Here is a 26,593-nt window from a genome sequence, read left to right as displayed (position 1 = left end):
GAATCCTACTTGTTTATTCTTTTCTTTTTTTATAAATCTCCTATATAAATGGGGGATTTATAACAGATTAGTGGTGTGTAGTTGCGGTAATTTGCTGTGATGTAGTTTCTTTTTCCGGAAACCATTTTTTCCATTTATAGTTGAATCTGTCAATAGAGTAATATATCATTGGAACAATAAAAATAGTCAGACACAAACTTGTTGAAAGCCCTCCTATGATTACCCATGCAAGTGAATTTTTCCATTCGGAGCCAGAAGAGCTGGACAAAGCAATAGGCAGCATACCTATAACCATTGCTATTGTTGTCATTAAAATAGGACGTAATCTGCCTTTTCCGGCTTCAATAAGTGCTGTCCATGTGGATATTCCTTGTGCTTTCTTTTGATTGGCAAAATCAACGATAAGGATAGCATTTTTGGCAACCAGCCCTAAAAGCATAATCATACCTAACATTGTGAATATACTCATTGACGATTTGGTGAGTGCCAATAGTAAAAACACACCCACAAATGCAACCGGAATTGAAAAAAGAACTACAAATGGATATACAAAATTATCGTATAAGGCTACCATTACTAAATACATTAGGATAATAGCAGCAAGAATTGCAATTCCCAGAGAACCAAAGGAATCTCCTTGGCGTTCGGCATCTCCACTCCATTTAATATCTATATTTTTTGACAATGGTTTTTCTACAAGCGATTTTTTAATGATTTCTACTAAATCTCCCGAAGTAATGCCTAATACATCACTTTTTACAGTAACTGAAGTTCTTCTGTCTTTACGTTCCAAAACGCTTGGACCACTTCCCTGAGTTATTTCTGCAAATTGAGATAGTTTTATGGCTTTGCCCGAAGAATTTGTCAAAGTGAGATTTTTAACGTCTTCGACACTCTTTTTATCAAAATCATCAAACTTTACGTTTATATCATATTCTGAGTTACCTACACGAAATTTAGCATCATCATTACCGGCATAGGCATTTTGAAGTGTTGCACCTACCGTATTGATATTTAACCCAAGAAGACCCATTTTTTCCCTATCTATATTTACTTCTACTTCGGGGTTTCCTTCTTCAACACTCAGTTTTGTGTTTATTGCACCTGGTAAAATGCTGATTCTGTTTTTTAAATCATTCGCTTCTCTCATTAATAGTGTTGTATTTTCTCCGCTCAAAATTATTTGAATTGGTTCTCCACCGTTTACCATACTAACCATTGTCGGATTTACTTTTACACCAGCAAATTTTTTAGCGATTGTTTGAGCATATTTCAGCATAAGTTCTTCTGTAGGTTGAGTTCTTTGAAGCTTATCAACTAATGTTACTGTAAGTTCTGTTTTATAATCAGATCCAACACCTGCAACTAAAGATGAAGTGCTACTACCAGCTACGTTACTAAAAACAGTGGTTATATCAGCTTGTTGACGCAAATAGTTTTCTATTTCATTACTTCTAATATTATTTTGGATGACAGTGGTGTTTTTATCAAATTCCAAAGCCAATCTAAATTGCCCTTTATCTGTTTGAGCAACAAACTCACTACCTATAACTCCCATATTTAATACCATCGCAGTAGCTACAAATAGTGAAACTATGAAAACAGAAAAAGCAATTTTATGCTTCAATACCCATTTTAATGAGCCAGCATACCAATTCGTAAATGAGTTTAAGCCGTTTTCAAAATAGATAAGGAATCTATGAAAAAAATTGTCTTTATTTAAAATTGTTATTTTTCCATATCGAGAAGCCAACCAAGGAGTTAATGTATAACAAACAAATAAACTCATTAATGTAGAAATGACAATTGTTAATGAATATTGACGCATTAAATCACCAATAATACCATCTAAAATCGCCAATGGTGTAAATACTACTACATCGACCATTGTAATTGCCATTGCTGAGAATCCAATTTCATTACGACCATCAAGGGCAGCTGTTTTTTTGTCTTTACCCATTAATAGATGATGGTGAATGTTTTCTAAAACCACTATACTATCATCTACCAGAATCCCAATTACAAGTGATAATGCTAAAAGAGTCATTAAATTTAATGTATATCCAAACATATACATAGCTATAAAAGTTGCTATTAATGAGGTTGGGATTGCAACCAATACAATTAAAGAATCTCTGATACTATGCAAAAACAAAAGCATAATTGCGGATACCAAAAGAATGGCAATAAGTAAATCGTGAATAACTCCATCAGCAGCATCCAGAGTATAATCTGCCGTGTCATCTGCAGTAATAAATTTTACATTCTCTTTTTGGTATTTGTTTTCGAGCAATTTTATTTTTTCTTTAACCTGCTCACTAATTGCAACTGCATTTGCATCGCCTTGTTTTTTAATTAATAGACCAATTCCATTTTGTCCATTATATCTAAAAATAGATGATGGAGCTTTTGTAATGTCAGCTACTATTGCAACCTCACTCAATTTAATAGGGCTTCCAGAAGCTGGTAATGCAATTGTTAAATCATTCAACTGTTCTACTGAATTGAATTTACCTGTTAATCTAACAGTCATTTGCCCAGTATCTTCAGATTTAACTTTACCAGTTGGGAATTCAACGTTGGCATTATTTATTGCTTGTGTGATATTTAATAGTGATAAGCCATAATAGTCTAGTTTATTTCTGTCAATATTCACTTGAATTTCACGTTCTTGTCCTCCAATCAAAGTAATTTCTCCAATTCCGGCGATTTGTTGAATTTGTGGTTTGATTTCATCTTTTATAATATCATAAAATTTTGAATTTGATAAATTTGAAGTTACTGTAAGTTGAATAATAGGTTGATCACTGGGAGATATTTTACTAATACTGGGAGTTTTTACTTCAGATGGTAAATCACTCATAATATTATTTATTTTGCGCTGTACATCTTGTTGTTTTTCATCAATATCTACATCAGTATTAAACTCAGCTGTGATTATTGAAGTACTTTCCATAGACTGGGTTGAAATACTTTTTATACCATCAATCCCACTAATAACATCCTCAATTTTTTTAGAAACAGTTTGTTCTACATTTGAGGGAGAAGCACCAGGGTAACTTGTCATTACTGACAAAGTTGGCTGACTCATATCTGGCAAAAGTTCATAACTCAAAAGACTATATGAAAACAGCCCGCCTCCAATTAAAATTGCAAATATAACAATGATTAAAGAAGGTCTTTTTATTGCGATTTCTGTTAAACTCATGATTATTTGTTTATTTAATTTCTACTTTAGAACCATTTGTAAGATTTACTATTCCGCCAGTTACAACGGTTTCTCCTTGTGCAAGACCACTTATTACCTGTACAGATGTTTCATTACTAAATCCTACTTTGATATTTCTTAAATTGGCTACGCCATTTTCTACTACATAAATTTTTGGGTTTGAGGAGTCGCCAGTAAGCGCAGATCGTGGAATACTTATTGCTTCGTTTGTTACTGAATTATTAACTGTAACATTGCCATACATTCCTGCTTTTAAAGGTGTTTTATTATTGTTAGAAACTAAAATTTTTACTGTGTAATTATGAGATTCATCAGCCTGACTTCCAATAAAGTTAACCTTCCCATTAAAAATTGCATCAGAATAGACGTCAGATTTGACTTTTAAATTCATATTGTCTTTAAACTTAGAAAGATGTCTTTCAGGTACATTTATTTCTAGCTCCAAACTGTTTATATCTATCAGTGTAGCCAATGGTGTGCCTATAGATACGATAGCCCCTAATTCAATATTTTTTGAAGAAATTACCCCAGAGAAAGGAGATCTGATAACACAAAAACTTATTTGTTTAATTAATTGATCAATTTGGGCTTGATTAGTTAATTTTTGAGCTTTAGCATTTTCAATTTGTAACTGAGTAACTCCTGAAGGGGCTGCTTCATATCTATCTAATGTGTTTGATGCAAGGTTAAAACTGGCCCTTGCAGAGCGTAATTGTGCTTGCAATACTCCGTCATCCAGACGAGCAATTATTGTACCTGTACCTACAGTAGAACCTTCCTTAATAAAAACAGCTATTACTTTACCAGAAGTTTCGGTTGAAATAGTAACTTTTCTGCTTGGAATAAAAGAACCAACAAATGGAGCGGTTTCAATAAAGCCACTTTCTTTTACTTTTTCAGCCTGAATTATTGCTTTAGTACTTGAATCAGGTTGATAAACTCTTGCTTTTTGCTCTTCTTTATTTGAATTTAACTTAAATGCAATTAATGTCATTGCTACAGTTACCGTAAGAACGATAAGTATTACGTTTGTATTCTTTTTCATATTTTCTATAAATTAGTTTTAACTTTTAATTAATCAATTCTCCTTGTGCTTTCTTTAAATTTAATTGGGCTTGCTTAATATTAATTATTGCAGTTATATAATTATTTTGAGCCGATTGAAGTTCAGTATTTGAATTAATATAATCACTTACTTTAACCAATCCATTTTGGTATTGGCTTTCAATATCTTTCATCACTTTTTGTGCTAATACGAAGTTTCTCTTTTGATTTTCGTAGGTAATAAAATTGCTGTTTAGATCAGCCGTAGCGTCAGCAACATCTTTCTTGTTTTGCAAAATGGTTTGTTCTGCTTGTATGTCTAGTTTTTTAAGTTCAAAATCTTTCTGTTTTATTTGAAATTTTTTGCTAAATCCATCAAAAACAGGAACACTTAAATTTAGTCCAATGTATGAGGAGGGATACCATTTATCATTAAGATTTTTTAAAGGATTAGAAGAAGTATAATATCCTGAATAACTTAGGTTACCTGTCATTGAAAGTGTAGGAAGATAACCATAGCTTATGTTTTTGCGTTGTAAATTAGTTATGGTTTTATTTTCAACTATTTGTAGATAGTTGGTTTTATTTTCTGCATTAAATGAAGCTTGTTGTAATGCAATAGCATCTAATTCTATATCAGTGAAAGGAACTACCTGTATCGAATCGTTTAAGGAAACATTCATTAAAAGTTTTAAAAGATTGTAGTATTTCTCTCTGGAGTTTCTTGAACTTTCAACACTTGCAGCACTATTGTCCCTAGTCACAAGCAACCTATCAACATCTGTCTGCGTAGCTAATCCTGCTTTATATTGGTCTTGTGTTGACTTTAACAACTTTTCAGTATTATTTAAATTGTTATTACTTAAATCAATTTGCTTATCAATAGTTTGAATGTTGTAATACGTAGCCGTTATGTTGTAAATTAATTCTTCTTTGCTACTTTGTATTTGCAGGTGATTCAGTTTTAAATAAGCTTTTGCAGCTTTTAAAGCAATTAAAGAAGAAGCATTAAAAACGGTTTGATTTAAAGTAATACCTGCAGATTTTGTTTGAGGGACGCCAAATTGCACAGCACTATAAGAACCCGCTTGTCCGCCAAAAGATTCAGATGGTAATATAGAAGTTGCAACATCAAAATAATATTGATAGGATGCGCTACCATTTATTGAAGGTAATAGTGTGCTGTATGCTTGACCGATACTAGCTTTTGTTTTTTCTAAATCATAATTGTCTGACTTTAACTGTAAGCTTTGATCTAAAGCTTTTTCAATACATTTTTCAAGTGTTAATGTATTTTGCGCATACGTTCCATTTATAACAGCAAACAGAGTTAATATGCCAACTAATTGATGTTTAAGTTTCATGTTGTTTTTAAATTATTGTTTTGATTAAAATGTCTATCATTATTATTTGACAATTTTGTCGAATTGTATGCAAAAAAAAACAAAAGGGGTATTCGTTCTTTTTGTTAAAATTTTATCTGAAGCTTTTCTCAATAAATTCATGAATAATATACTTTCTGTTTTTCATAAGTTCTAAAAATTCTTCATCATTCAGATTTAATAAAACTTGTATTATAGATTTTCCTGCAAAGGGATGAATACATAAAGAAAGTAATGTTATTAAAACCTGTACCGGATCTCCCTTAAGCTCATTGTTTTTAACAGCTTTCTCAATTTCATACAATAAACTATTAGAAGAATCTAATGACATACCCGATAAAAATATATCTTTCATCATATTTGGGTTTTGGTTAAACTCACTTAGAATAAATAAGTCATATTCCGGATGTAGCAAAGCACTCTCAAAATACCCGTCAACAAATTGTTTCATTTTTTCAAAAATTGAAGAGTCTGGATTAAAAACAAAGTTTGCACGTGATGCGATTTGTTCAAAAGCTTTGGTCCAGACAACCTGAAATAGCTTTTCTTTATTTCTAAAATAATAATGTAATGCAGTACGACCAACTCCAGCTTCATTAGCAATTTCTTGTAATCGGGTACCCGCAAGTCCTCTTTTTAAAAAAACTTTTTTAGCTACTTCCAGTATATGTTTCTCTATATCTGTATTCATTAGAGTTTGATTTTTAGTTGCTATTATAGTAGGCATATTATTTTTTTAATGAATTTTTTATAACTGATGGATTCTTATAATTTTATTTAGACTTATTGGCCGAAAGAGGCATAGTAGTAATATTCCCGGTACAATTTTTCCCAATAGAAAAAGAAATAATTTAGTAACAAAACAATCATACTTATAGCTATAAAATTTAAAATTTCATTCAGTGTCTTGTTATGTAATAAAGCTTTCATGTATCTTTTTTTGTTAGCAGTCATATCTGCTAACGCCTTTTACACATCGGCGTTTGTTTGCATAAACTCGTTGTTAATAGCATCATTTTATCTGATTTTATTGTTAATATCAATTCTTGCTTCAATTAAGTGAATGTTAATCTTTGATGAGATAAGATTATATTCAGCATTTACCATTGCATTAAAACTATTTAAAGTCTGATCCAGAGATTGTTGTCCAGAAATGTATAGTCTTTTGTTTTTTTCGTAAGTATCTTTTCTTAGGATATAAATTTCATTATTAGACTGATATTGTGATTTGTTCTTGTTATATTCATTTTCAAGATTTCTAACGTTTAAAGTGGATTTAATCCTAGCTTGCTTTGTCGCTTTTTGGGTTAGCTCATATTCATACTTTGCATTAAACTTTTTAGCCATATTACCAGCATTAATAGGTAACGAAAATGAAAAATTTAAACCTATATAACTACTTTTATACCAAGTGCCTCCAAACACTTTGAATGGATCACTATATCGTTGAGAAGATTGATTAAAAATGAATGAAATATTTGGTAAAGTATAATTTTTGGTTTGCTCGAAATTTCTTAATGCATATTTTTCTTTAAGTATTGCATTATCAAGATTAAGGGTGTTTTCTAATACATTAGGGTTGAAAATTTGAACAAAATCTGGATTATTGTTTTCTATTACAATTTCTTCTTCTTCCGGAATGTCACAAAGGTTTTTTAAGCTTAAATAATTTTGTTGAATCAAATATTCAATTTGATTTACATTTTCTTTTGTGTTCAGAAAATTTGCTTTTGAATCATTTACATCTTGTTGTTTTACCAGGCTAAGATTATATTTATTTAATGCAATTTGATAAAGTGTATCTGCTACAGTTTGATTTTGTAACGCGCTCTTTTTTTGTATTTGCAATGAGACAATATTAAAATAATTATTTGCAATGTTTTCCTGAAGTTCTTTTATTGTAATTTGAGAATTAGAATTTGTAAGATCTAAATTAATCTTTGCTAATCTCAGATTTTCCCATCCTTCTAAATTGAGAAGTTTAACACTAATATTTTGTTCAAATGAAGTATTGTATTTCTTGCCAAATTTTGTTTCATTATAGACTCCGGGATTGCTCACATCAGGAAATAGTGTAACGGGTAACTTTGAATTATTTATTGCAGATAAATTTCCTCCTCCTAACGGATCCAATATTCCTACAATAGCTGCTAACTTTCTTTTTTTTGCTTGATTATATCTGATAGAATTACCTTGGAGTGTTAGACTGTTTTTTGATGCATATTCTAAAACAGCATTAAGGCTCGTAAATCTTTCTTGCGAATAGGTGTTTGATATATAACATATCATAAGTAATACAATTGTTTTCTTCATTATCAATTAACCTTTGAACAATAAATCACTCTAGTTATCAATAATTTTTTTGCGACTACTTTTATGCTATTATTGTTTTCAATATAAATTGAAGCATCAAGAGTAATGTCTTTATCGGCAGGGTTTAGGATACCTGAAAAACTTTTTCCTTTCTCATTATAAACCATTTTCTTAAAAATAGTTTTTCCATGATACTTATCATTTGGATCATTTATTTTTCCATAATAAGCACCATCGCTGCCCAAATAAAATTCAATAGAAAGTTTAGAGTCGTTTTTTCCTTTCCATTTACCAAGTAAAATATTGGAATTTTGATTAATTGTCTGGAAACACATTAGTGACAAGGCACTAATTACAAGAATAATTTTTTTTGCTATCATAAACTATAAATTTTATGAAGCAAAATTGCTCAACTAAAATGAGCTATGAAATAACAATATGTCCGAAATGGACAAATTAGGTTTAAAGAGGACGGAACACAACTTAAGAAATCGATAACCAGTCGATAAAAGAAGTAACTTTTAATTTACCAATTATAATTTGATAATTAAATGGGAGAGTAAGATTCACTAATATTTTTCTGTTAAAATGATGTGAAGCATCTTTTACCGCTTTACGGTTTATTAAAAACTGGCGGTTTGCCCTAAAAAAAACTGGGGAAAAAGTTTTTTCCAAGGAATCCAATTTCTGCGAAATAATAAATGTTTTTTGTTCAAAAGTATATGCAAAAACATAATCATTTTCTATATAGAATAGGGCAATATTTTCACCATTTATTGGTAAAATTTTATCTTTTTGCTGAATTATGATTGATGGTAATTTTAAAGAATTCAAATTATTTTTTAAGATACTAATTAAGTTGCTATATTCATTGTTTCTAACAGAGAACTTATCTTTGATTGTAAAGTATTTTTGGAGTGCATTACCTACTGTATTTTTACTGAAAGGTTTTAAGATATAATCAATTCCAAATGCTTTAAATGCTTCTAATGCGTATTCATTATAAGCAGTACAAAAGATTACAGGTATTGAAATGTTTGCCATTTCAAAGATTTCAAAACTCAAACCATCACCTAATTCGATGTCAGAAAAGATTAAATCAATATTTTGATCCTGTTGAAAAAACAGTAAAGCATCCTCAATAGAATGCAAAAAACCTACTATTTCAGCATCGGGTTCTACAGACAAAATCGTTTTTGCTAAATCTTTTGCTGTAATCTTTTCGTCTTCAATAATTAAAATTCTCATCAGCTAATTAATGGTAATGTAACACAAAATGAATTTTCAGTATCTAATATTTCAATGGGCTTTCCTGTTATAATTTCATACCTTCTGTTAAGATTTGATAATCCGGTAGAAGTTCGTTCAGTTACTTTTATAGAAGCCTTATTATTACTTACACTTATACAATCATTATCATAAGCAACTTTTATAAGAAGAGGTCTTTTTTCAGTAAAATAATTGTGCTTTATAGCATTTTCAACTAAGGTTTGAAGAGCAAGAACGGGGATTTTCTTTTGCAAAATTTCGTCTGGTAAATCACACTGAAAAATGAAAGCATCTTCGAAACGTACTTTTTGAAGCGTAACAAAATCCTTTGTGAATTTTAATTCTTCGTCTACAGTCACGGTATTTGTCTTATGTGATTCTACAGAATATCGTAAAAAATCTGAAAGTTTAATTGCATAATTTTCCGCCTTTTCATTATCCACTTTAATCAATGATTTTAAAACACTAAGTGAATTGAATAAAAAATGAGGTTGTAATTGTTGTATTAAAACTTGTTTTTGGGCTTCAAGTTGTTCTACCTTGAGATGTTCTAATTTAAATTCAATGCTTTTTTTCTTTTGAGACATTATAATGGAATTACATATCATTAAAATAATTGTATTTATTGCGATAGACGATACTGCAGGGTATAGATAATAAACATCTAATAAATCAAAAACGGAGGTTAATTTAAAAATATTTAGTAAATATGTTCGCAGGGGAATAACAGAAAGTGTAATAAGATAGCTTAGCAGACATACAAACCATTTTTTTGAATTTTGCAAATATAAAATCAGGACTATGTTAATAATCCAAAAAATCAAATTGTTAATTGTTGCTCCTAAAAGCGTGAAAAAAAAATATTTTACTGAATATATATTAAAGATATATAAAGGACTAATACCGTAAATAGCAAGAATAGGCGATGAAATTAAGGCGTGTAGATAAAAACGTTTTTTCATTATCTATTTTCATTTTAAAAAAGCTAAATTTATAATAAATCCTAAAAATAGCGGTCTTAAATATTAGAAAATATTTACACTATCTTTCTGCCAATATTAATAGTTAGTTTATCTCTCAAAACCTGCATATCCTCACTTACTTTTTGGTCTAAAATTTTAGCATAATGTTGAGTAGTTTGAATGTTTTTATGACCAAGCATTTTGCTTACCGTTTCAATAGGAACGCCGTTTGTAAGTGTTACCGAAGTAGCAAAAGTGTGTCGAGCCATATGGAAAGTAATTTCTTTTGAAATATCACATAAATCTCCAACTTCTTTGAGATAAGCATTCATTTTTTGATTGGTCAAAATGGGTAAAATAGTATTCTCGTTTAAGCACTTAGGGTGACTAGCGTATTTTTGAATGATTTCTTGGGCAATTGGCAGTACTGGAATTTTTGATTTGGTATCTGTCTTTTGACGGTTTTTGAATATCCATTTTTCGCCATCGATGCCTATTGCAATGTGATCTTTCTTCAAACCTTTTACATCAACATAAGCCAATCCGGTGTAACAAGAGAATATAAAAATATCTTTCACTAAAGTTAGTCGTTCTGATGAAAATCTTTTATTGTAAATTCTGTTTAGTTCTTCTTCAGTAAGAAAATCTCGTTCTACTTCTTTCATTTTTCCTTCGTATCGACTACAAGGATTTTTATCCAACCAATCATTGTCTAAACAAATTTTGATTACTTTTCTGAAGTTCCTAACATATTTCACAGCAGTATTATTATTGCATTTTTTAACGCTTCGCAAGTAGAATTCAAATTCAGTTACAAAAGCGTAATCAATTTTATTGATACTAATATCTGAAATATTGTATTTCCACAAAATGAATTCTTGCAGGTGTTTCAAAGATATTTTGAAGCGTTCCAGTGTTCCATAAGCATAGCCGTTTCCAATAAGTTCTTCGATTTTATTATTGTGATTTTGATAAATTGGAATTATCATTCGCTCACGCTGATGGGTTCCTAATATTCTGGACTTGAAATTCTCCAGGGATAATTCTTCGTTTTTATGGATTAGCTCCATTTGAATGTCAAAAACTTTCGATTTCATTAAATCTAGATAATTATTTATTGTTCTGGCTTCTTCCGAGCTTCCTTTCATTTTGGATAATTCCGGAGACCATTTGGATTTTTCAATGAATTTCTTGGAACTAAATTCGAAACGTTGGCCGTCAACAGTTAATCGAATATAAATTGGTAATTGTCCAGCTGTATTAGCTTTTGTGGTTTTTGCATAAATGTGTAGCGTGATTTTTGCTTTCATTGTGGTGACCTTTTAATTAGTATTCAATTTAATTTTCTAAATAATAACAAACAAGATGTACGTATTCTGAACAAGCATTGAACTGGTTGATAGTACGACTGTTTACAAGGATTGAGAAGATTTAGCGAGACCCTAAATGCTAAAATTTTCAGGGTCTCGATTTTGTCCCTTTCCAATTAAGATTGAATGAATAATTTGGTATATGCGCAAAAGCAAAAATCCGATAAATCTTAAGATTTATCGGATTTTGAAACCATTTGTTTTTAAACTTGTGGGCGATGAGGGGTTCGAACCCCCGACCCCCTCGGTGTAAACGAGGTGCTCTGAACCAGCTGAGCTAATCGCCCTTTTTTACTAGGCTGCTATCATTTCGTGATTGCGAGTGCAAATATACGCTAGTTTTTGAGTTCTGCAAACAAAATCAATTAAAAAAATAAAACTTTTTTTAAATAAATTTTATCTCCCTGTTTATGAATTTGTTATTAAAAGTGTTTTTGAAACTTTTTTAGATAAAAAAGAACTGTTTTTAATTTAAAGGCAATTCGGCTACAACAAAAGTGCTTCCACCAGCGTAAATAAAATCATTTTTGGCAGCATTTTTCTTTGCTTCCGCGAAAGCGATTTCAACCGAATCATATTTTTCTCCTTCTAAATCGTATTTTTCCGCGGCATTTTTTAAGGTTTCGGCAGGTAAACCTCTCGAAGAATTCGGACTGCAGAAATAGTATTGCGCTTCTTTTGGAAATAAAGGCAGAATAGCATCTAAATCTTTATCATTTACAACACCCAAAACAATATGCAGTTTTTCATATTTTTCATTTTGAAGCTGGTTCATGACAACCGTTAATCCATGTTTATTGTGTGCGGTATCGCAGATGATTTTTGGATTTTCGCCCAGTTGCTGCCATCTTCCCTGCAGGCCTGTATTTTTTACAACATGCAATAGACCTTCTTTTAACTGTTCGGTCGAAATTTTAAAATCAGTCTGATTGTTTAGAATTACAATCGTCTGCTGAACTGTTTTTTTATTATGAAACTGATAATCGCCAATCAAATCAGAAGGGAAAACTTCAGAAATCAAATCCGATGAAAAATAAATGTCTGCCTGGTTTTCTTTTGCTTTAGCTAAAAAAACAGGCTGAGTTTCCGGTGTATATTCGCCAATAACCACCGGGACGTTCGGTTTGATAATTCCGGCTTTTTCGCCCGCAATTGCTTCCAGCGTGTTTCCTAAAAACTGGGTATGATCTAAACCAATATTTGTAATTACCGAAACTAAGGGGGTAATAATATTTGTAGCGTCAAGTCTTCCGCCTAATCCAACTTCGATAACAGCAATGTCAACTTTTTTTGAAGCAAAATAGTCAAAAGCCAGTCCAACTGACATCTCGAAAAAACTCATATCGTTTGCTTCAAAGAAATCTTTGTGTTTTGCAATAAATTCAATAACAAAATCTTCCGAAATTTCTTCTCCGTTTATTTTGATCCTTTCCCTGAAATCTTTCAAATGTGGTGAAGTGTACAAACCAACTTTGTATCCTGCTTCCTGCAAAACAGAAGAAAGCATGTGCGAAGTAGAACCTTTTCCGTTCGTTCCTGCCACGTGAATGCATTTTAACCTGTTCTGCGGATTGCCCAAATGCGTCGCCAGCAGCCTGATATTGGTTAAGTCTTCTTTGTATGCTGAAGCCCCCTGAAGCTGATACATGGGCAATTGATTAAACATCCAGTGGGTAGTTTCCTGATAGTTCATTTTCGAATAAAATAGCGGTTAATTGAAATAATTTTCGATTTTATTAGTTTAATAATAGAGCGAAAATTATCTTTATTGCAAATTTCAAATATTTTTTAGAATTAATTATAATAAACCAGAATTAATATATGTTTAGCTTCATTCAATTACAGACAGATACTATCACAAACGCTGCATCTAACGTAGTTATCGAAAAAATTGCACCCAATACCGAAATTTCAGTTTTAGGATTTATTTTAAAAGGAGGTGTGTTTCTTATTCCAATTGCAATCTTATTATTTTATACCATTTACGTTATCATAGAACGTTATTTATATATCACAAGGGCATCTAAAATTGACAATCGTTTGATGCAAGATGTGGGAGATAAACTGCATTCCGGAAATATTGAACTGGCCAGATCTATTGTAGAAAGAAGCAATACGTCTGCCGGAAATGTTTTAAAAGAAGGCGTTTTGGTTATTGGGCGTCCAATTGCTGAAATCGAATCGAATATGGACCGTGCTGCCGATATTGAAATTGGCGAAATGGAAAGCCGCCTCGGACATCTTGGTCTTATTGCCGGTATTGCGCCAACCTTAGGGTTTGTTGGGACTATTTCGGGAGTAATCAAGATTTTCTACAGCATTTCTGTAACCGAGAATATTAGTATCGGAAACATTTCCGGAGGATTGTACGAAAAAATGATCAGTAGTGGTGCAGGACTTATTGTGGGTATTATTGCCTACAGTGCGTACCATATTCTGAATGGTAAAATTGACGATTTTGCCTTAAAAATTCAGAAACAGATATTAGAATTTGTCAATATAATTCAAAGAGCATAAGCTATGTCTATCAAGAGAAAAAGAAGATTTCATGCTGAGGTGGCGACATCGTCGTTAAGTGATATTATGTTTTTCCTGTTGTTGTTTTTCCTGATAATTTCAACGCTTGCAAATCCGAATGTGATCAAAATGACATTGCCGAAAGCAAAAGCAAACGAAAAAACCAATAAACAGCTCATTAGTTTATCGGTTACTGAGGATAAAAAATTCTATATTGACAAACAGCCGGTCGCTTTTGAAGAATTAGAAACCAGCCTGATGTCTAAAATTGGAGACGATAAGCAGCAAACCGTTGTAGTTCGTATCCCATTTAATTTACAGGTTCAGGATTTGGTAGATGTATTACAGATAGGGGTGAAGAACAATTTGAAATTTGTGATTGCTACGAGTCCAAAGTAAAAAAATCATTTGGGCGTGACCACAATAAAAAATGGGCGAATCAACTGTGTGCTGATTCGCCCATTTTTTTATTCCGGTCGGGCTTTCGCGCTACTTCGGTAGCCAGCTGCAAACGAAGTTCACTGAACTCAGATGAAAATAAAGATTAAGTGAAGTAATCCCTCACGCGAGAACGACGTTTAAAGAACAATGTTTATATTTTCACAAAGCACTGTCAAATGACAAAAAGTGTAATAAAAAAAGGCTTTCTGAAAACCTATCAGAAAGCCTTTTATGTTATTAATTATCCGTGTTAATCCTAGAAATTAGTGTTTTAATTCAAACTAAAATTATAAATAATTTTTCCAACTTGTTTTACCGGAGCATCATTGTCAGATTCCCATTTGGTGTTCATAGCAGCAATTCGTGCCTGATCTAATAGACACTTTGCAGTGTTTGTTGTTCCTTTAATTCCGGGAGTAGCGCTAATTGTTTTCCCGTTTTGATCTACCGAAACTTCAACAACAACTTTTCCTTCTTCATTACAGGTATATTTTGGTGCGGGTTTAGATAAGGCTTTTCTGTTTCCTAAAGAATATCCTGATCCACCGCCGGAACCACCTCCGCTCCCGGCTCCGTAACCGCTTCCGGTACCTATGCCGTTTCCTGTTCCATTACCGCCACCGGTTCCTCCACCTGACCCTCCGGTTCCGTAATATCCATTCGAACTCAGGCTTCCGTTGGCTTTTCCTTTGTTTCCAGCTACTTTATCATCTCCGTCTCCACCTTTGTTTGAACCTTTCATTATGCTGGCTAAAGCATCGTTTGTAGAGTTCGAAACTTTTGGTTTTTCAGGAACAGGTTTTGTTTCCGGTTTTACAACAGGAGTACTTTTTTTAGGTTTTTCTTTTGTCGGAATCACTACGTCTGTTTCATCAGTAGCTGAATTTTCCTGTGTAATAATTGACTCGTCAGGAGTTGCTTTTGCAGGAGCTGCTTTAGTATTGTTTTTTACATCCAGTACTTCACTTTTATAATTAGCTCCCGAACCCAAATCGCTATCCCCAAAATTTACAGTAACACCTCCGCCACCTCCGCCTTCAGCGAGTGCAACATTATTTTCAGGGTTATATGGAGGCCAGAAACGTATAAAAAAAAGTAACAGCAATAATACTGCGTATATAGCTGTAGAGATTAATAATGATTTCTTTTTATCTGAAGAATCGGTCAGGGTCATTTTGATTCTGAATTTGTAATTGTATTTAATAAAAACGCCTAAAAGTACTAAAAATTGTTTAGAACGAAGGTAGGATTAAGCTCAGAAATGAACTCTGAATTTTTTCTCTCGCAGATTTAGCAGATTCATTTTTGGAGCATTGAATAAAAATCTCCTTAATCTGCTAAATCTGCGAGAAATAAAAAAGAATCAAATTTTATTATTTGATTCTTTTAAAATAGGGTATGAAAATTTTTATACTAACTGTTTCAGCGCAATCTCAAAAGCAGTTGCACTGATATTTGTTTTTGAAGGATTTAAAGCATGAGCTTTTACAATCGCATTTTTTATAATTTCTGAAGTATCGTTAAAGATTGCCTCATCCGTCATCTGAACTTTTTTCTCCATGAAATATGCAAAAACCCTTGCCATTCCACAATTCGAAATAAAATCAGGAATCAGACTTACTTTTTGGTCTACTTCTTCCATGATTGATCCGAAGAAAATTTCCTTGTCAGCAAAAGGTACATTCGCTCCGCATGAAATAACCTCCAGGCCATTTGCGATTAAATTATCTATTTGTGCCTGAGTTACCAGTCTTGAAGCAGCACATGGTGTGAAGATTTCTGCTCCAATAGTCCATATTTTAGAGTTGATTTCCTCAAACGGAATCATATTGTCAGCGACTAATTTGTTTCCGTCCTTGTTTAAAAACAGAGTTCTGATCTCTTCAAAAGAAAAACCTTCTTCTTTGATTAGACCTCCGTCGCGATCAATAATACCAATCACTTTAGCTCCCATCTCGGCTAAATAAAAAGCAGCTGCCGAGCCCACGTTTCCAAAACCTTGTACGATTGCTTTTTTACCTTTGATATCTCCGCCGTAAGTTGTATAAAAATGACGAACAGCTTCAGCAACACCAAAACCGGTAATCATATCTGCTACAGTATATTTTCGGGTTACATCTGGTGAGAATTTAGGATTTTCAATCACTTTTATAACACCCTGACGTAATTGACCAATTCGGTTGATTTTATCAGCTTCAGTTGGTTTGAAATGCCCGTTAAAAACACCTTCCTGCGGATGCCATACCCCGCATTCCTCTGTCATCGGAATGACTTCATGAATTTCATCTACATTTAAATCACCGCCTGTTCCGTAATAACTTTTCAATAAAGGAGAAACAGCTTTATACCAGCGCTGTAAAACACCTTTTTTTCGGGGATCGTTAGGGTCAAAATTAATTCCGGATTTAGCGCCTCCAATTGCAGGACCTGAAACTGAGAATTTTACTTCCATCGTTTTTGCCAATGATAAAACCTCGTTCATATCGAGACCTTTTCTCATTCTGGTTCCTCCGCCGGCAGCTCCTCCTCGAAGCGAATTGATTACGGTCCATCCTTCGGCTTCTGTTTCAGAATCTTTCCAGTTAAAAACAATTTCAGGGTCTTTGTTTTCAAATTGTTGCAATAAATCTTTCATTTTGTTAAAGTATGTTTAGTTTTTGTAAATGTATGAAATAGAATAATGCGAATAATGTATTTCGTGTCAATTTTATTAATGAAAAAAATAAAGCCGAAAACAAAAAGTTTTCGGCTTTAAAATTTTTAAAAATCAGGCGATTATTGTCCTAATAAGTTTTTCTTTAAGGTTTCGTCTACCGGTTTGTCAGAAAGCCAGATTCCGAATAATGCTTTTTTGAAATCGAATCCCGGAATTTTTCCTTTCAGCGCTTCATTTTTGAAGATATTCATGGTTTGATCTAAAGGATTATAGGCTAATATAAACACGTCTTTTTCTGTAATTTTATCGCTCAAAAGTTTTTTTAACTCATCAATTCTTGGTCGTAATGCCTGAAGATTGTCTCCGGCTGATTTTTCAAAACCTGTATCCATGGCTTTACCCAATTTGTTGGCAGAAACCATGGCAGAAGTGATTTCAATTCGAATAGCCATTTCTGTATCACTTTCGATAATAAATTGTGCGTCCTGTGTTAATTGTGATAAATATAAAGCCTGAACATATACTTCCATCCACATTTTTGATCTTCCTCCGGCACCGTTAACTTGTAAAGTTTTATTGAAAACCTCAATTTTTCGGGGAACAGTAACACCATTTACGTCAAATTGTGATTGTGCAGATGCCGAGAATTGCAGGGTTAAAAGGAGTGTAAGCAACAGTAAAATCTTTTTCATAGTCTTTCTTGATAAATTGTTTTTTTTGTTTTTAGTGTTTTGTTTTTTTGCAAAAATACTGTTAATTTCTAAAATTCAGTCTTTTAAACGTCAAGTTTTTTGTGATATTGTCTTCGTTTTTTTAAATCTATTGAATTAAGAATCAAATTAGTAGGAGTAATTTTATTGTTGTTTTGTATTGGTTTCAGCTTTTGTTATATTTCTATTGCGAAATATCTGAATGAGCCCGTTTTAATTTTTTTAATCAACAATATTCCTCTTAAATTCTGAGTAATATATTGTGAAATTAAAGTTTTAATGATTTTTTTTTAATGTATCAACGAAAACGTTATCGTATTTTTTAATTAAAACCTAAAATACTATGCATGCATTGTTATTTGGTATTTAAAATTTATCTTTGAAAAGCTTTTTTTAAGAAAATACGGAAAGCATTTTAACAACTAAAGAACCACTATTATGGATTTTAATCTAACAGAAGAGCATTTGATGATTCAGCAGGCAGCCAGAGATTTTGCGCAAAACGAATTATTGCCGGGTGTAATTGAGAGGGATGAAAAACAAATTTTTCCAACCGAGCAGGTAAAAAAGATGGGAGAGTTAGGGTTTATGGGAATGATGGTTGATCCTAAATATGGCGGAAGCGGACTGGATACGGTTTCGTATGTAATTGCAATGGAGGAAATTTCTAAAGTTGATGCATCGGCTTCGGTTGTAATGTCTGTAAATAATTCTTTAGTTTGCTGGGGATTACAGGAATTTGGAACTGAAGAACAAAAACAAAAATATTTGCCGCGCCTGGCTTCGGGAGAAATTCACGGGGCATTTTGTTTAAGTGAGCCTGAAGCAGGAAGTGATGCCACGTCACAAAAAACTACTGCAATTGATATGGGAGACCATTATTTGGTTAATGGTACAAAAAACTGGATTACCAACGGAAATACGGCTTCTGTTTATTTAGTAATTGCTCAGACACACCCTGAATTAAAACATAAAGGAATAAATGTTTTGATCATGACCAAAGATATGCCGGGGTTTTCTGTTGGGCCAAAAGAACAAAAAATGGGAATCCGAGGATCTGATACACATTCATTAATGTTCAGTGATGTGAAGGTTCCTAAAGAAAACAGAATTGGGGAGGATGGTTTTGGTTTTAAATTCGCCATGAAAACACTTGCAGGTGGCCGTATCGGAATTGCTTCTCAGGCTCTGGGAATTGCTTCAGGGGCTTATGAATTGGCTTTGAAATATTCAAAAGAACGTAAAGCTTTTGGTACCGAAATCTGCAATCATCAGGCTATTGCTTTTAAATTGGCAGATATGGCGGTTAATATTGAAGCTGCGCGTCATTTGTGCATGAAAGCTGCCTGGGATAAAGACCAGCATAAAAATTATGATGTAAGCGGTGCAATGGCTAAATTATTTGCTTCTCAGACTGCAATGGATACTGCCGTAGAAGCGGTTCAGATTCACGGTGGAAATGGTTACGTAAAAGAGTACCATGTAGAGCGTATGATGCGTGATGCTAAAATCACCCAGATTTATGAAGGAACTTCAGAAATTCAGAAAATTGTGATTTCAAGGGCGGTTATTTCAGAATGATTTCCTCTTTATCTAAGATTCAAAACCCTTTCGGTCTTTTTAGCTTTGAAAGGGTTTTTTTACGATTATTTTTTTTACTTTTCAGAAATTTTCCTTTTTAAGCATTATTACTCAAAATCATTTTTATGAAAAAACTATACTTTCTTCTGCCATTTGTTTTATTAGGATGTAAATCCAAAGTTTCAACAATAAGTGAAAAAGCTTCACTTTCAGCATCTGAATCAGTTGAAATTACATATACAGTTGAACAAAATGAAGTTTCTGATTTTTTAAAATACCTTTCTTCAGATGAATTAGAAGGTAGAGAAACGGGTACGCGAGGTATTGAAAAAGCAGCAGTTTTTTTAGAGGATTTTTTTAAGAAGAATAATGTAAAACCCTATTTCAGTACGTATCGTGATACCCTTACGAATTTTAAAACACCAGCTTATAATATAGTTGGATACTTAGAAGGAAACGACCCGGAGCTCAAAAAAGAATTTGTGGTTTTGAGTGCGCATTACGATCATATCGGTCTGCTGAAAAATAAACAGGGTGATGTTATTAATAACGGAGCAAATGATGATGCTTCCGGAGTAACTGTTGTAGCAGAAATGGCTAAATATTTTGCGAAGACAAAATTGAATAAAAGGAGTATTCTTTTTGTGTTTTTTGCCGGAGAAGAAAAAGGATTGTTAGGATCGAAAAGTTTGGTGCAGAAACTTAAAAAGAAAGACTTTAATTTATACGCTCAGCTAAATATTGAAATGGTTGGCGTACCGATGAAACGTGATTATCTTGCCTATATCACAGGCTTCGATAAGTCAAATATGGCAGAGAGAATTAATCAGTACACCGGAAAGAATACGATTGGTTTCCTGCCAAAAGAGGCAGAATATGAGCTTTTTTATCGTTCTGATAATTATTCTTTTTATGATGTTTTCAAAAAGCCTTGCCAGTCCATAAGCACTTTTGATTTTGAAAACTTTGATTTCTATCATCATCCTTCAGATGAATTTCAGGTAATGAATATTCCGCATATAACTAAGTTTACACAGGAGTTTTTGCCGGCTGTTACCAAAATTGCCACATCACCGGTTCAGGAAATTACGATGACCAAATAAAGGTTCCTTTTATAAGATTTGATTATTTTTACGCCATGAAAAATATTATAATTACAGGAACTTCAAGAGGAATTGGTTATGAACTGGCATTACAGTTTGCAAATGCAGGACATCAGGTTTTAGCCATTTCAAGAAAAATTCCACAAGCACTTTTAGAACACCAAAATGTTACCTGTCTTTCAGTTGATCTGGCAGATGAATCCCAACTCGGTATTGTAAGTGATTTTCTTTCTTCAACCTGGAAAAAAGTAGATGCTGTGGTACATAATGCTGGTGCTTTGCTGCTGAAGCCTTTTGCAGAAACCACTCAGGCTGATTTTGAAAGCATTTATAAAGTGAATGTTTTTGCCGTAGCCAACCTTACCCGAATTTGTTTGCCGTATCTTGAAAGAGGAAGTCATGTCGTGACCATCAGCTCGATAGGTGGGGTGAGAGGCAGTCTTAAATTTGCAGGTCTTGCCGCTTATAGTTCAAGCAAAGGAGCTGTTGGTACCTTAACAGAATTATTGGCTGAAGAATACAAAGAAAAAGGGATTTCATTCAATGTCTTGGCATTAGGTTCTGTTCAGACTGAAATGCTGAATGAAGCTTTTCCCGGCTATCAGGCACCAATTTCTGCAGAAGGAATGGCGACTTATATTTATGATTTTACGCTTAACGGTAATAAATATTTTAACGGAAAAGTATTGGAGGTTTCTTCTACGAATCCGTAATTAAATTCCAGTAACTAAAATCCAAATTCCAAACTTCTGACATTTAACAGATAACATCTAACCAAAATTGAGCGAAACATTAGCCAAATATATTCCCGAACATGCCGTAAAGCCTGTTTTCGATTTGATAGTTACCAATCAGGTACATCTTAAAATCGTAAACGAACGCCAGACCCGTCACGGTGATTACAGAAGAGGGCCGAGTGGAAAACATGAAATTACGGTCAATGCGAGTTTAAATAAATATCGTTTTTTAATTACGCTGATCCATGAAATTTCTCATTTAGTAGCTTTTGAGAAGTTTGGACGAAATATAAAACCTCACGGGGATGAATGGAAATTTACCTTTCAGCGAATGATGGTTCCGTTTATCAGACCTGAGATTTTTCCTGGGCAATTATTGCCTTTGTTAGCTAGGCATTTTAAAAATCCGACCGCAAGCAGTGATACGGACACAACGCTTTCTTTGGCTCTTAAACAATATGACAAAGAAAATGATAAGAATTATGTTTTTGAAATTCCTTATGGCAGTGTTTTCAGAATCAAGAACGGTAAAATTTTCAAGAAGATCGCAGTCAGGACAAAACGTTTTGAATGTCTCGAAATTAGTTCAGGTAAATTGTATCTTTTTAATCCAAATGCTGAAGTTGAATTAATCACTTTGAAAAATTCCAATTAAAAAAAATCCCAAATTCCAATTTAGAAACAGTTTGGGATTTGGGATTTCAGATATTGGAATTTCAAAATTCTAGCCTTTCAAATAAGCTTCTCTTACCTTTTTAAATAAATTCGAAGAATAAACAAATTTAACGATAGCTTCATTATCGGTTCTAAAGATTTCCTCTTTAGTTCCCTGCCAGGCTTTTACTCCTTTTTTTAAGAATAAAATGTTCTCACCAATTTCCATTACCGAGTTCATGTCATGGGTATTGATTACGGTTGTAATATTGTATTCCTTAGTAATTTCCTGAATCAGATTATCAATCAGGATTGAGGTATTCGGGTCTAACCCCGAATTAGGTTCGTCACAAAATAAGTACTTCGGATTGTTTACAATTGCGCGGGCAATAGCCACACGTTTCTGCATTCCTCCTGAAATTTCTGAAGGTAATTTTTTGTGCGCTTCAACTAAGTTTACTCTTTCAAGAACAAAATCAACTCGTTCTTTAATTTTAGCCTTGTTATCACTTGTAAACATTTTTAGAGGGAATGCAACGTTTTCTTCAACCGTCATCGAGTCAAATAAGGCACTTCCCTGAAATACCATTCCGATTTCAGTTCTTAATTCTCTTTTTTCATCAGGATCAAGTTGTGAGTATACTCTTCCGTCAAACTCAATGGTCCCTGAATCAGGTGTGTGAATCCCAAGTAAACTTTTTAATAAAACTGTTTTTCCGGATCCACTTTGTCCAATAATCAGGTTGGTTTTCCCCGTTTCAAAAACGGTTGAAACTCCTTTTAAAACTTTACTGTCACCAAATGATTTCTCTATATTTTTTACTTCTATCATTATCCTAACAATAATTGAGTTAATATATAATTAAAAAGAATGATACAAACTGATGTCCATACAAACGATACCGTACTTGCTTTACCAACTTCTAATGCACCGCCTTTCATATAGTACCCGTGAAAAGATGGAATTGTTGCCAATAGCATTGCAAAAATTAAGGTTTTAATAAAAGCATAGGTAATATGAAACGGAATAAATTCCATCTGAGCTCCGGAAATAAAGTCCTCACTTGTAGAAAATCCACCGTAAGCACTTGCAAGCCATCCTCCAAAAATCCCTAAAAACATACTGATTCCAATTACAAAAGGATACATTAACAGGGCTATTATTTTTGGAAAAACAAGATAGTTTAATGAGTTTACTCCCATAACTTCCAACGCATCAATTTGCTCGGTAACACGCATGGTCCCGATACTTGAAGTGATGTAAGATCCCATTTTACCAGCCATAATTACCGAAATAAAAGTAGGAGCGAACTCTAAAATTACAGATTGACGTGTTGCAAAACCAATTAAATATTTTGGGATTAATGGATTAGTCAGGTTTAGCGCTGTCTGAATAGCTACAACCCCTCCAATAAAAAAGGAGATAAAGCAAACAATTCCAAGAGAGTCAATAATAAGGTCGTCGATTTCTTTTAGAATTAAATTTTTCATAACAGGCCATTTGGTCTGCTTGTTGAAAATTTCTTTCAGCATTAAAAAATATTTCCCAACCTGGGATAAATAACGAATTAACATCATAGTTTTACAAATATTGGCTAAGGTAAAAAGAAGTTACGAGTTTTGGGTTATGAGTTCCCTTTTTTCGGTTCTTTTGGCAATCAAATTAACTTTTGTTTCATTTTTTGAAAACGGTACTTCCTTATAAATTTAGCCTGTTCAGGGGTAACCAATAACGGAGTATTGGCGCTTTTTGCTTTCCAAAAACCTCTGATATAATCTAAGAAAAGAAATGGTTTTTTCTTCATCATTGCCAATTTTGCAGAAGCAATCGCTGTGATCCAAAAGCCATAACCTAAAGTATAAAATGCTTCCCCTTGTTTATAACGAGCTGTTTTGTTGTAATTGGCACCCGTTGGTTTTAAATGTTTTACATGTAAAGATTCGTCTGTGACAACTTTCCAGTCGTAATATTTACAAAGTAATTCATCTACCGTATCCCAACCCATTGCAGGACGTAAACCTCCAATTTGCTGAAATGTTTCTTTTCGATATGCTTTTAGTGCCCCGCGAATATGATCTTTGTCGGTAAGGTTTTCTAAAATCCATTCGCCATTTTTATCAATATAGCAGAATCCGCCAGCCATTCCAACTCTTGAATCTGATTCAAAATGTTTGATGATGGTTTCAAAATAGTTTGGTGGAAAAATCAAATCACCGTCTATTTTTACAATGATGTCATATTCTGAATCTAAAGTTTCAAAACCTTTCTGGAAAGCCTGAATTACTTTGCTTCCCGGCATATGAATTGCATCTGAAGTTTTGTTTACAACAGAAACAAAAGGATTTTCTTTTGCAAAACCCAATACAACTTCTTCTGTTTTGTCTGTTGAGTTATCATTAACAACAACAACTTTCGAAGGTAAAACAGTCTGTGTAACCAGAGACTGCAAAGTAAGACCAATAAGATCCTGTTCGTTGTGTGCGGGAATGACGATGTAATATTTCATAAATTTTTAATTTAAAATCCCATTTTTTTTAAATTCCAAATTCCAATTAAAGCTAGTCTAATTGGAATTTGGAATTTAAATATTGGAATTTTTATTTTATTCTTTCCGCTACCACGATATAATATCTCGGAGTGAAATATCTTAATAATGGTCTAAGTCCAAACTTTTTTACCGGATGTGTAAATTGCAAGCGATCGGTAATTTTCCATCCTGTTTTTTCAAGAAGCCAGTCCAGCTGCCAGTCTTCAAATTCGTGGTAATGTCTGTCCCACATATCTGTTTTAGAACGATATGCCGGTGAAAACCATAAACGTAATGGAATTGAAATTAACAATTTGTCACATTTTACGTTTTCTAAAATGGTGTACGGATTTAGTAAATGTTCGAAAATTTCAAATGCAGTAAAAACAGTATATTCTTCTTTTTGTAAAGCAGTATGATCGTTGTCTAAATCTTCTCCTTTTGTGTTTTTTACAGTGTAGCCGTTTTCTTCCATTATTTTAGAAAATGGATTTGATACACCAAAATCAAAAATGGTTTCAGATGTGCTAACGTGTTTTTTTAAAAATTCCAGGGTAAGTTTAAATCTTTTATTCGGAAACGTTTTTTCGTACATAGTCTTTGCGAACGAATCAATCTCTCGTTCTTGATTTTAATTAGGTCGCAAATATACAAAGATATCTTCTCTTTTTGGTGTTTTTTAGCCCGGATAGAAATGAAAAGCCCACGACTTAAAAAGTGTAGTTTTTGCAGATTTAAAGAAGCGACTGTAAGAAGCTTTTTTAAGGCAATAAAAACACATTTTTTAAGTGTGGACTTGTAATGGATAGCCGGAACAGCTACTAAAATTTAATATCGGTATACAAAAGCATTGATATTCATTCCTGCTCCAACTGAAGCAAAAATAACAACATCTCCTTTGTTGATTTCGTGATTTTCTAATTTACCCTGAATTAACAGGTCGTATAAGGTAGGTACGGTTGCAACGCTGCTGTTTCCTAAGTCATGAATACTCATTGGCATGATGTCTTTTGGCGGTGTTTGCCCGTATAATTTATAGAAACGTTCGATAATGGCTTCGTCCATTTTTTCGTTTGCCTGATGAATCAGGATTTTTTTGACTTCATCGATCGCAATTCCGCTTTTGTCTAAACATTCTTTCATGGCGCATGGAACATTGTTTAAAGCAAATTCGTAAATCTTACGGCCGTACATTTTAATGTATTTTACATCAGGGTCTAAATCAGGATTATATGATTTTCCGAAGAAAAGAAAGTTTGCTTCATCATTTGCGAAAGTGGCACTTTCGTAAGACAGTAAACCGGCATCGTCAGTAGAAGCTTCTAAAATTGAAGCTCCGGCTCCATCTGAATAAATCATCGAATCGCGGTCGTGATCGTCAACAACTCTCGAAAGGGTTTCTGCTCCAATTACCAAAACTCTCTTTGCCATTCCGGATTTGATGAAAGCATTAGCCTGCAATACGCCTTCGATCCAGCCCGGACAGCCAAAAAGAATGTCATAAGCGACACATTTTGGGTTTTTGATATCCAGTTTGTTTTTAACGCGGGTCGCCAGACTCGGAATCATATCTGACTGAATTGTTCCGGATTTTACATCTCCAAAGTTGTGAGCAAAGATGATGTAATCTAATGTTTCTTTATCAATATTAGCATTAGCAATTGCCTTTTCTGCAGCAAAAAAAGCTAAATCTGAAGTGATATGCTGGTCTTCGGCATAGCGACGGTTTTGTATTCCGGTAATGCCCTTGAATTTTTTTATTACTGTTTCGTTAGGATATCCAAAAGGAGTTCCGTCTTCATTTAAAAAAACATGTTTATCAAAATCGGTATTCTTAACTTCTTTTTGCGGAATATAACTTCCGATACCTATAATTTTTATTTTCATTGGATCCTTTTTCCTATAAATTCTGGGCTAATTTATAAATAAATATATTATTACAAGGATAAAAATTACTATGCATGCATATAATTATGGAATAACAATTTTTTAAGTGATAAACTGATTATTTTTTAATGATTTTTTAATTTTACAGAGATTTCAAACGATTGAAATGCTTCAGCAAATTGAAAATTTCTCAAAGACCATTAAGATATT

Annotated in this window: 24 protein-coding genes and 1 tRNA gene; 6 read left to right on the top strand and 19 right to left on the bottom strand. The window is 33.1% G+C overall.

Annotated features, from left to right (window positions below; translation table 11 throughout):
- Window positions 1-67: 67 nt before the first annotated feature.
- The 11 genes from GWR14_RS04865 to GWR14_RS04815 all read right to left on the bottom strand — a co-directional run bounded on the left by GWR14_RS04865 (window position 68) and on the right by GWR14_RS04815 (window position 13,262).
- A complete protein-coding gene (locus tag GWR14_RS04865; RefSeq protein ID WP_163407898.1) occupies window positions 68-3,208 on the bottom strand; it encodes an efflux RND transporter permease subunit in 3,141 nt (1,046 codons plus the stop codon).
- 10 nt (window positions 3,209-3,218) lie between these two features.
- Window positions 3,219-4,274 carry an efflux RND transporter periplasmic adaptor subunit gene (locus GWR14_RS04860; protein ID WP_163407897.1) on the bottom strand — a complete coding sequence of 352 codons (1,056 nt, stop codon included), beginning with the start codon at window positions 4,272-4,274 and terminating at the stop codon, window positions 3,219-3,221.
- A gap of 25 nt (window positions 4,275-4,299) precedes the next feature.
- Complete coding sequence (locus tag GWR14_RS04855) at window positions 4,300-5,637, bottom strand: TolC family protein (protein WP_163407896.1); 1,338 nt, start codon at window positions 5,635-5,637, stop codon at window positions 4,300-4,302.
- A 112-nt stretch (window positions 5,638-5,749) separates the two neighbouring features.
- On the bottom strand, window positions 5,750-6,346 hold the full coding sequence (locus GWR14_RS04850; RefSeq protein WP_163407895.1) for a TetR/AcrR family transcriptional regulator: 597 nt from the start codon (window positions 6,344-6,346) through the stop codon (window positions 5,750-5,752).
- 326 nt (window positions 6,347-6,672) lie between these two features.
- The gene (locus tag GWR14_RS04845) at window positions 6,673-7,968 is read right to left on the bottom strand and encodes a TolC family protein (protein WP_163407894.1); all 1,296 of its coding nucleotides are present in this window, start codon (window positions 7,966-7,968) and stop codon (window positions 6,673-6,675) included.
- 2 nt (window positions 7,969-7,970) lie between these two features.
- Entirely contained in the window at window positions 7,971-8,348 is a 378-nt protein-coding gene (locus tag GWR14_RS04840; protein ID WP_163407893.1) for a hypothetical protein, read from the bottom strand.
- Window positions 8,349-8,451: 103 nt separating this feature from the next.
- Window positions 8,452-9,216 carry a LytR/AlgR family response regulator transcription factor gene (locus GWR14_RS04835; protein ID WP_163407892.1) on the bottom strand — a complete coding sequence of 255 codons (765 nt, stop codon included), beginning with the start codon at window positions 9,214-9,216 and terminating at the stop codon, window positions 8,452-8,454.
- The gene (locus GWR14_RS04830) at window positions 9,216-10,199 is read right to left on the bottom strand and encodes a sensor histidine kinase (RefSeq protein WP_163407891.1); all 984 of its coding nucleotides are present in this window, start codon (window positions 10,197-10,199) and stop codon (window positions 9,216-9,218) included. The genes GWR14_RS04835 and GWR14_RS04830 overlap by 1 nt, the downstream gene beginning before the upstream one ends.
- Before the next feature lie 74 nt (window positions 10,200-10,273).
- Window positions 10,274-11,509, bottom strand: coding sequence for a site-specific integrase (locus GWR14_RS04825; protein ID WP_163407890.1), 1,236 nt, complete (start codon window positions 11,507-11,509; stop codon window positions 10,274-10,276).
- A 272-nt stretch (window positions 11,510-11,781) separates the two neighbouring features.
- Window positions 11,782-11,856, bottom strand: a tRNA-Val gene (locus tag GWR14_RS04820).
- 179 nt (window positions 11,857-12,035) lie between these two features.
- Complete coding sequence (locus GWR14_RS04815; RefSeq protein WP_163407889.1) at window positions 12,036-13,262, bottom strand: bifunctional folylpolyglutamate synthase/dihydrofolate synthase; 1,227 nt, start codon at window positions 13,260-13,262, stop codon at window positions 12,036-12,038.
- 128 nt (window positions 13,263-13,390) lie between these two features.
- Here GWR14_RS04815 and GWR14_RS04810 point away from each other — a divergent pair, with 128 nt between their 5' ends.
- Complete coding sequence (locus tag GWR14_RS04810) at window positions 13,391-14,086, top strand: MotA/TolQ/ExbB proton channel family protein (RefSeq protein ID WP_163407888.1); 696 nt, start codon at window positions 13,391-13,393, stop codon at window positions 14,084-14,086.
- Window positions 14,087-14,089: 3 nt separating this feature from the next.
- Window positions 14,090-14,485, top strand: coding sequence for an ExbD/TolR family protein (locus tag GWR14_RS04805; protein ID WP_163407887.1), 396 nt, complete (start codon window positions 14,090-14,092; stop codon window positions 14,483-14,485).
- A 313-nt stretch (window positions 14,486-14,798) separates the two neighbouring features.
- On the opposite strand, the gene GWR14_RS04800 is transcribed toward GWR14_RS04805, so the two are convergent.
- The 3 genes from GWR14_RS04800 to GWR14_RS04790 all read right to left on the bottom strand — a co-directional run bounded on the left by GWR14_RS04800 (window position 14,799) and on the right by GWR14_RS04790 (window position 17,875).
- Window positions 14,799-15,701: an energy transducer TonB gene (locus GWR14_RS04800; protein ID WP_163407886.1), complete on the bottom strand. Its 903-nt coding sequence runs from the start codon at window positions 15,699-15,701 to the stop codon at window positions 14,799-14,801.
- A gap of 234 nt (window positions 15,702-15,935) precedes the next feature.
- A complete protein-coding gene (locus GWR14_RS04795; protein WP_163407885.1) occupies window positions 15,936-17,162 on the bottom strand; it encodes a Glu/Leu/Phe/Val dehydrogenase dimerization domain-containing protein in 1,227 nt (408 codons plus the stop codon).
- Window positions 17,163-17,302: 140 nt separating this feature from the next.
- Entirely contained in the window at window positions 17,303-17,875 is a 573-nt protein-coding gene (locus GWR14_RS04790) for a chalcone isomerase family protein (protein ID WP_163407884.1), read from the bottom strand.
- Between the two features lie 456 nt (window positions 17,876-18,331).
- Here GWR14_RS04790 and GWR14_RS04785 point away from each other — a divergent pair, with 456 nt between their 5' ends.
- From GWR14_RS04785 to GWR14_RS04770, 4 genes are all read left to right on the top strand, one after another.
- Window positions 18,332-19,474 carry an acyl-CoA dehydrogenase gene (locus GWR14_RS04785; RefSeq protein ID WP_163407883.1) on the top strand — a complete coding sequence of 381 codons (1,143 nt, stop codon included), beginning with the start codon at window positions 18,332-18,334 and terminating at the stop codon, window positions 19,472-19,474.
- Window positions 19,475-19,599: 125 nt separating this feature from the next.
- Window positions 19,600-20,577 (top strand): M20/M25/M40 family metallo-hydrolase, encoded by a 978-nt coding sequence (locus GWR14_RS04780; RefSeq protein WP_163407882.1) that lies wholly within the window; start codon window positions 19,600-19,602, stop codon window positions 20,575-20,577.
- Window positions 20,578-20,612: 35 nt separating this feature from the next.
- Entirely contained in the window at window positions 20,613-21,290 is a 678-nt protein-coding gene (locus GWR14_RS04775; protein WP_163407881.1) for an SDR family NAD(P)-dependent oxidoreductase, read from the top strand.
- Between the two features lie 67 nt (window positions 21,291-21,357).
- Window positions 21,358-21,969 (top strand): SprT-like domain-containing protein, encoded by a 612-nt coding sequence (locus GWR14_RS04770; RefSeq protein WP_163407880.1) that lies wholly within the window; start codon window positions 21,358-21,360, stop codon window positions 21,967-21,969.
- 69 nt (window positions 21,970-22,038) lie between these two features.
- Here GWR14_RS04770 and GWR14_RS04765 read toward each other — a convergent pair whose 3' ends face one another.
- The 5 genes from GWR14_RS04765 to GWR14_RS04745 form a co-directional block, all read right to left on the bottom strand.
- Window positions 22,039-22,800 carry an ABC transporter ATP-binding protein gene (locus tag GWR14_RS04765; protein WP_163407879.1) on the bottom strand — a complete coding sequence of 254 codons (762 nt, stop codon included), beginning with the start codon at window positions 22,798-22,800 and terminating at the stop codon, window positions 22,039-22,041.
- The gene (locus GWR14_RS04760; RefSeq protein WP_163407878.1) at window positions 22,800-23,546 is read right to left on the bottom strand and encodes an MlaE family ABC transporter permease; all 747 of its coding nucleotides are present in this window, start codon (window positions 23,544-23,546) and stop codon (window positions 22,800-22,802) included. The genes GWR14_RS04765 and GWR14_RS04760 overlap by 1 nt, the downstream gene beginning before the upstream one ends.
- An 80-nt stretch (window positions 23,547-23,626) precedes the next feature.
- The gene (locus GWR14_RS04755; RefSeq protein ID WP_163407877.1) at window positions 23,627-24,475 is read right to left on the bottom strand and encodes a glycosyltransferase; all 849 of its coding nucleotides are present in this window, start codon (window positions 24,473-24,475) and stop codon (window positions 23,627-23,629) included.
- Window positions 24,476-24,566: 91 nt separating this feature from the next.
- Entirely contained in the window at window positions 24,567-25,091 is a 525-nt protein-coding gene (locus tag GWR14_RS04750) for a methyltransferase (RefSeq protein WP_163407876.1), read from the bottom strand.
- Between the two features lie 233 nt (window positions 25,092-25,324).
- Window positions 25,325-26,383: a 3-oxoacyl-ACP synthase III family protein gene (locus GWR14_RS04745; RefSeq protein WP_163407875.1), complete on the bottom strand. Its 1,059-nt coding sequence runs from the start codon at window positions 26,381-26,383 to the stop codon at window positions 25,325-25,327.
- Window positions 26,384-26,593 lie beyond the last annotated feature (210 nt).

The organism is Flavobacterium ajazii, from assembly GCF_010614725.1.
GTDB lineage: Bacteria > Bacteroidota > Bacteroidia > Flavobacteriales > Flavobacteriaceae > Flavobacterium > Flavobacterium ajazii.
The sequence above is the reverse complement of the archived record's forward strand: the minus strand, read 5'-3'. Positions and strand labels throughout refer to the sequence as shown.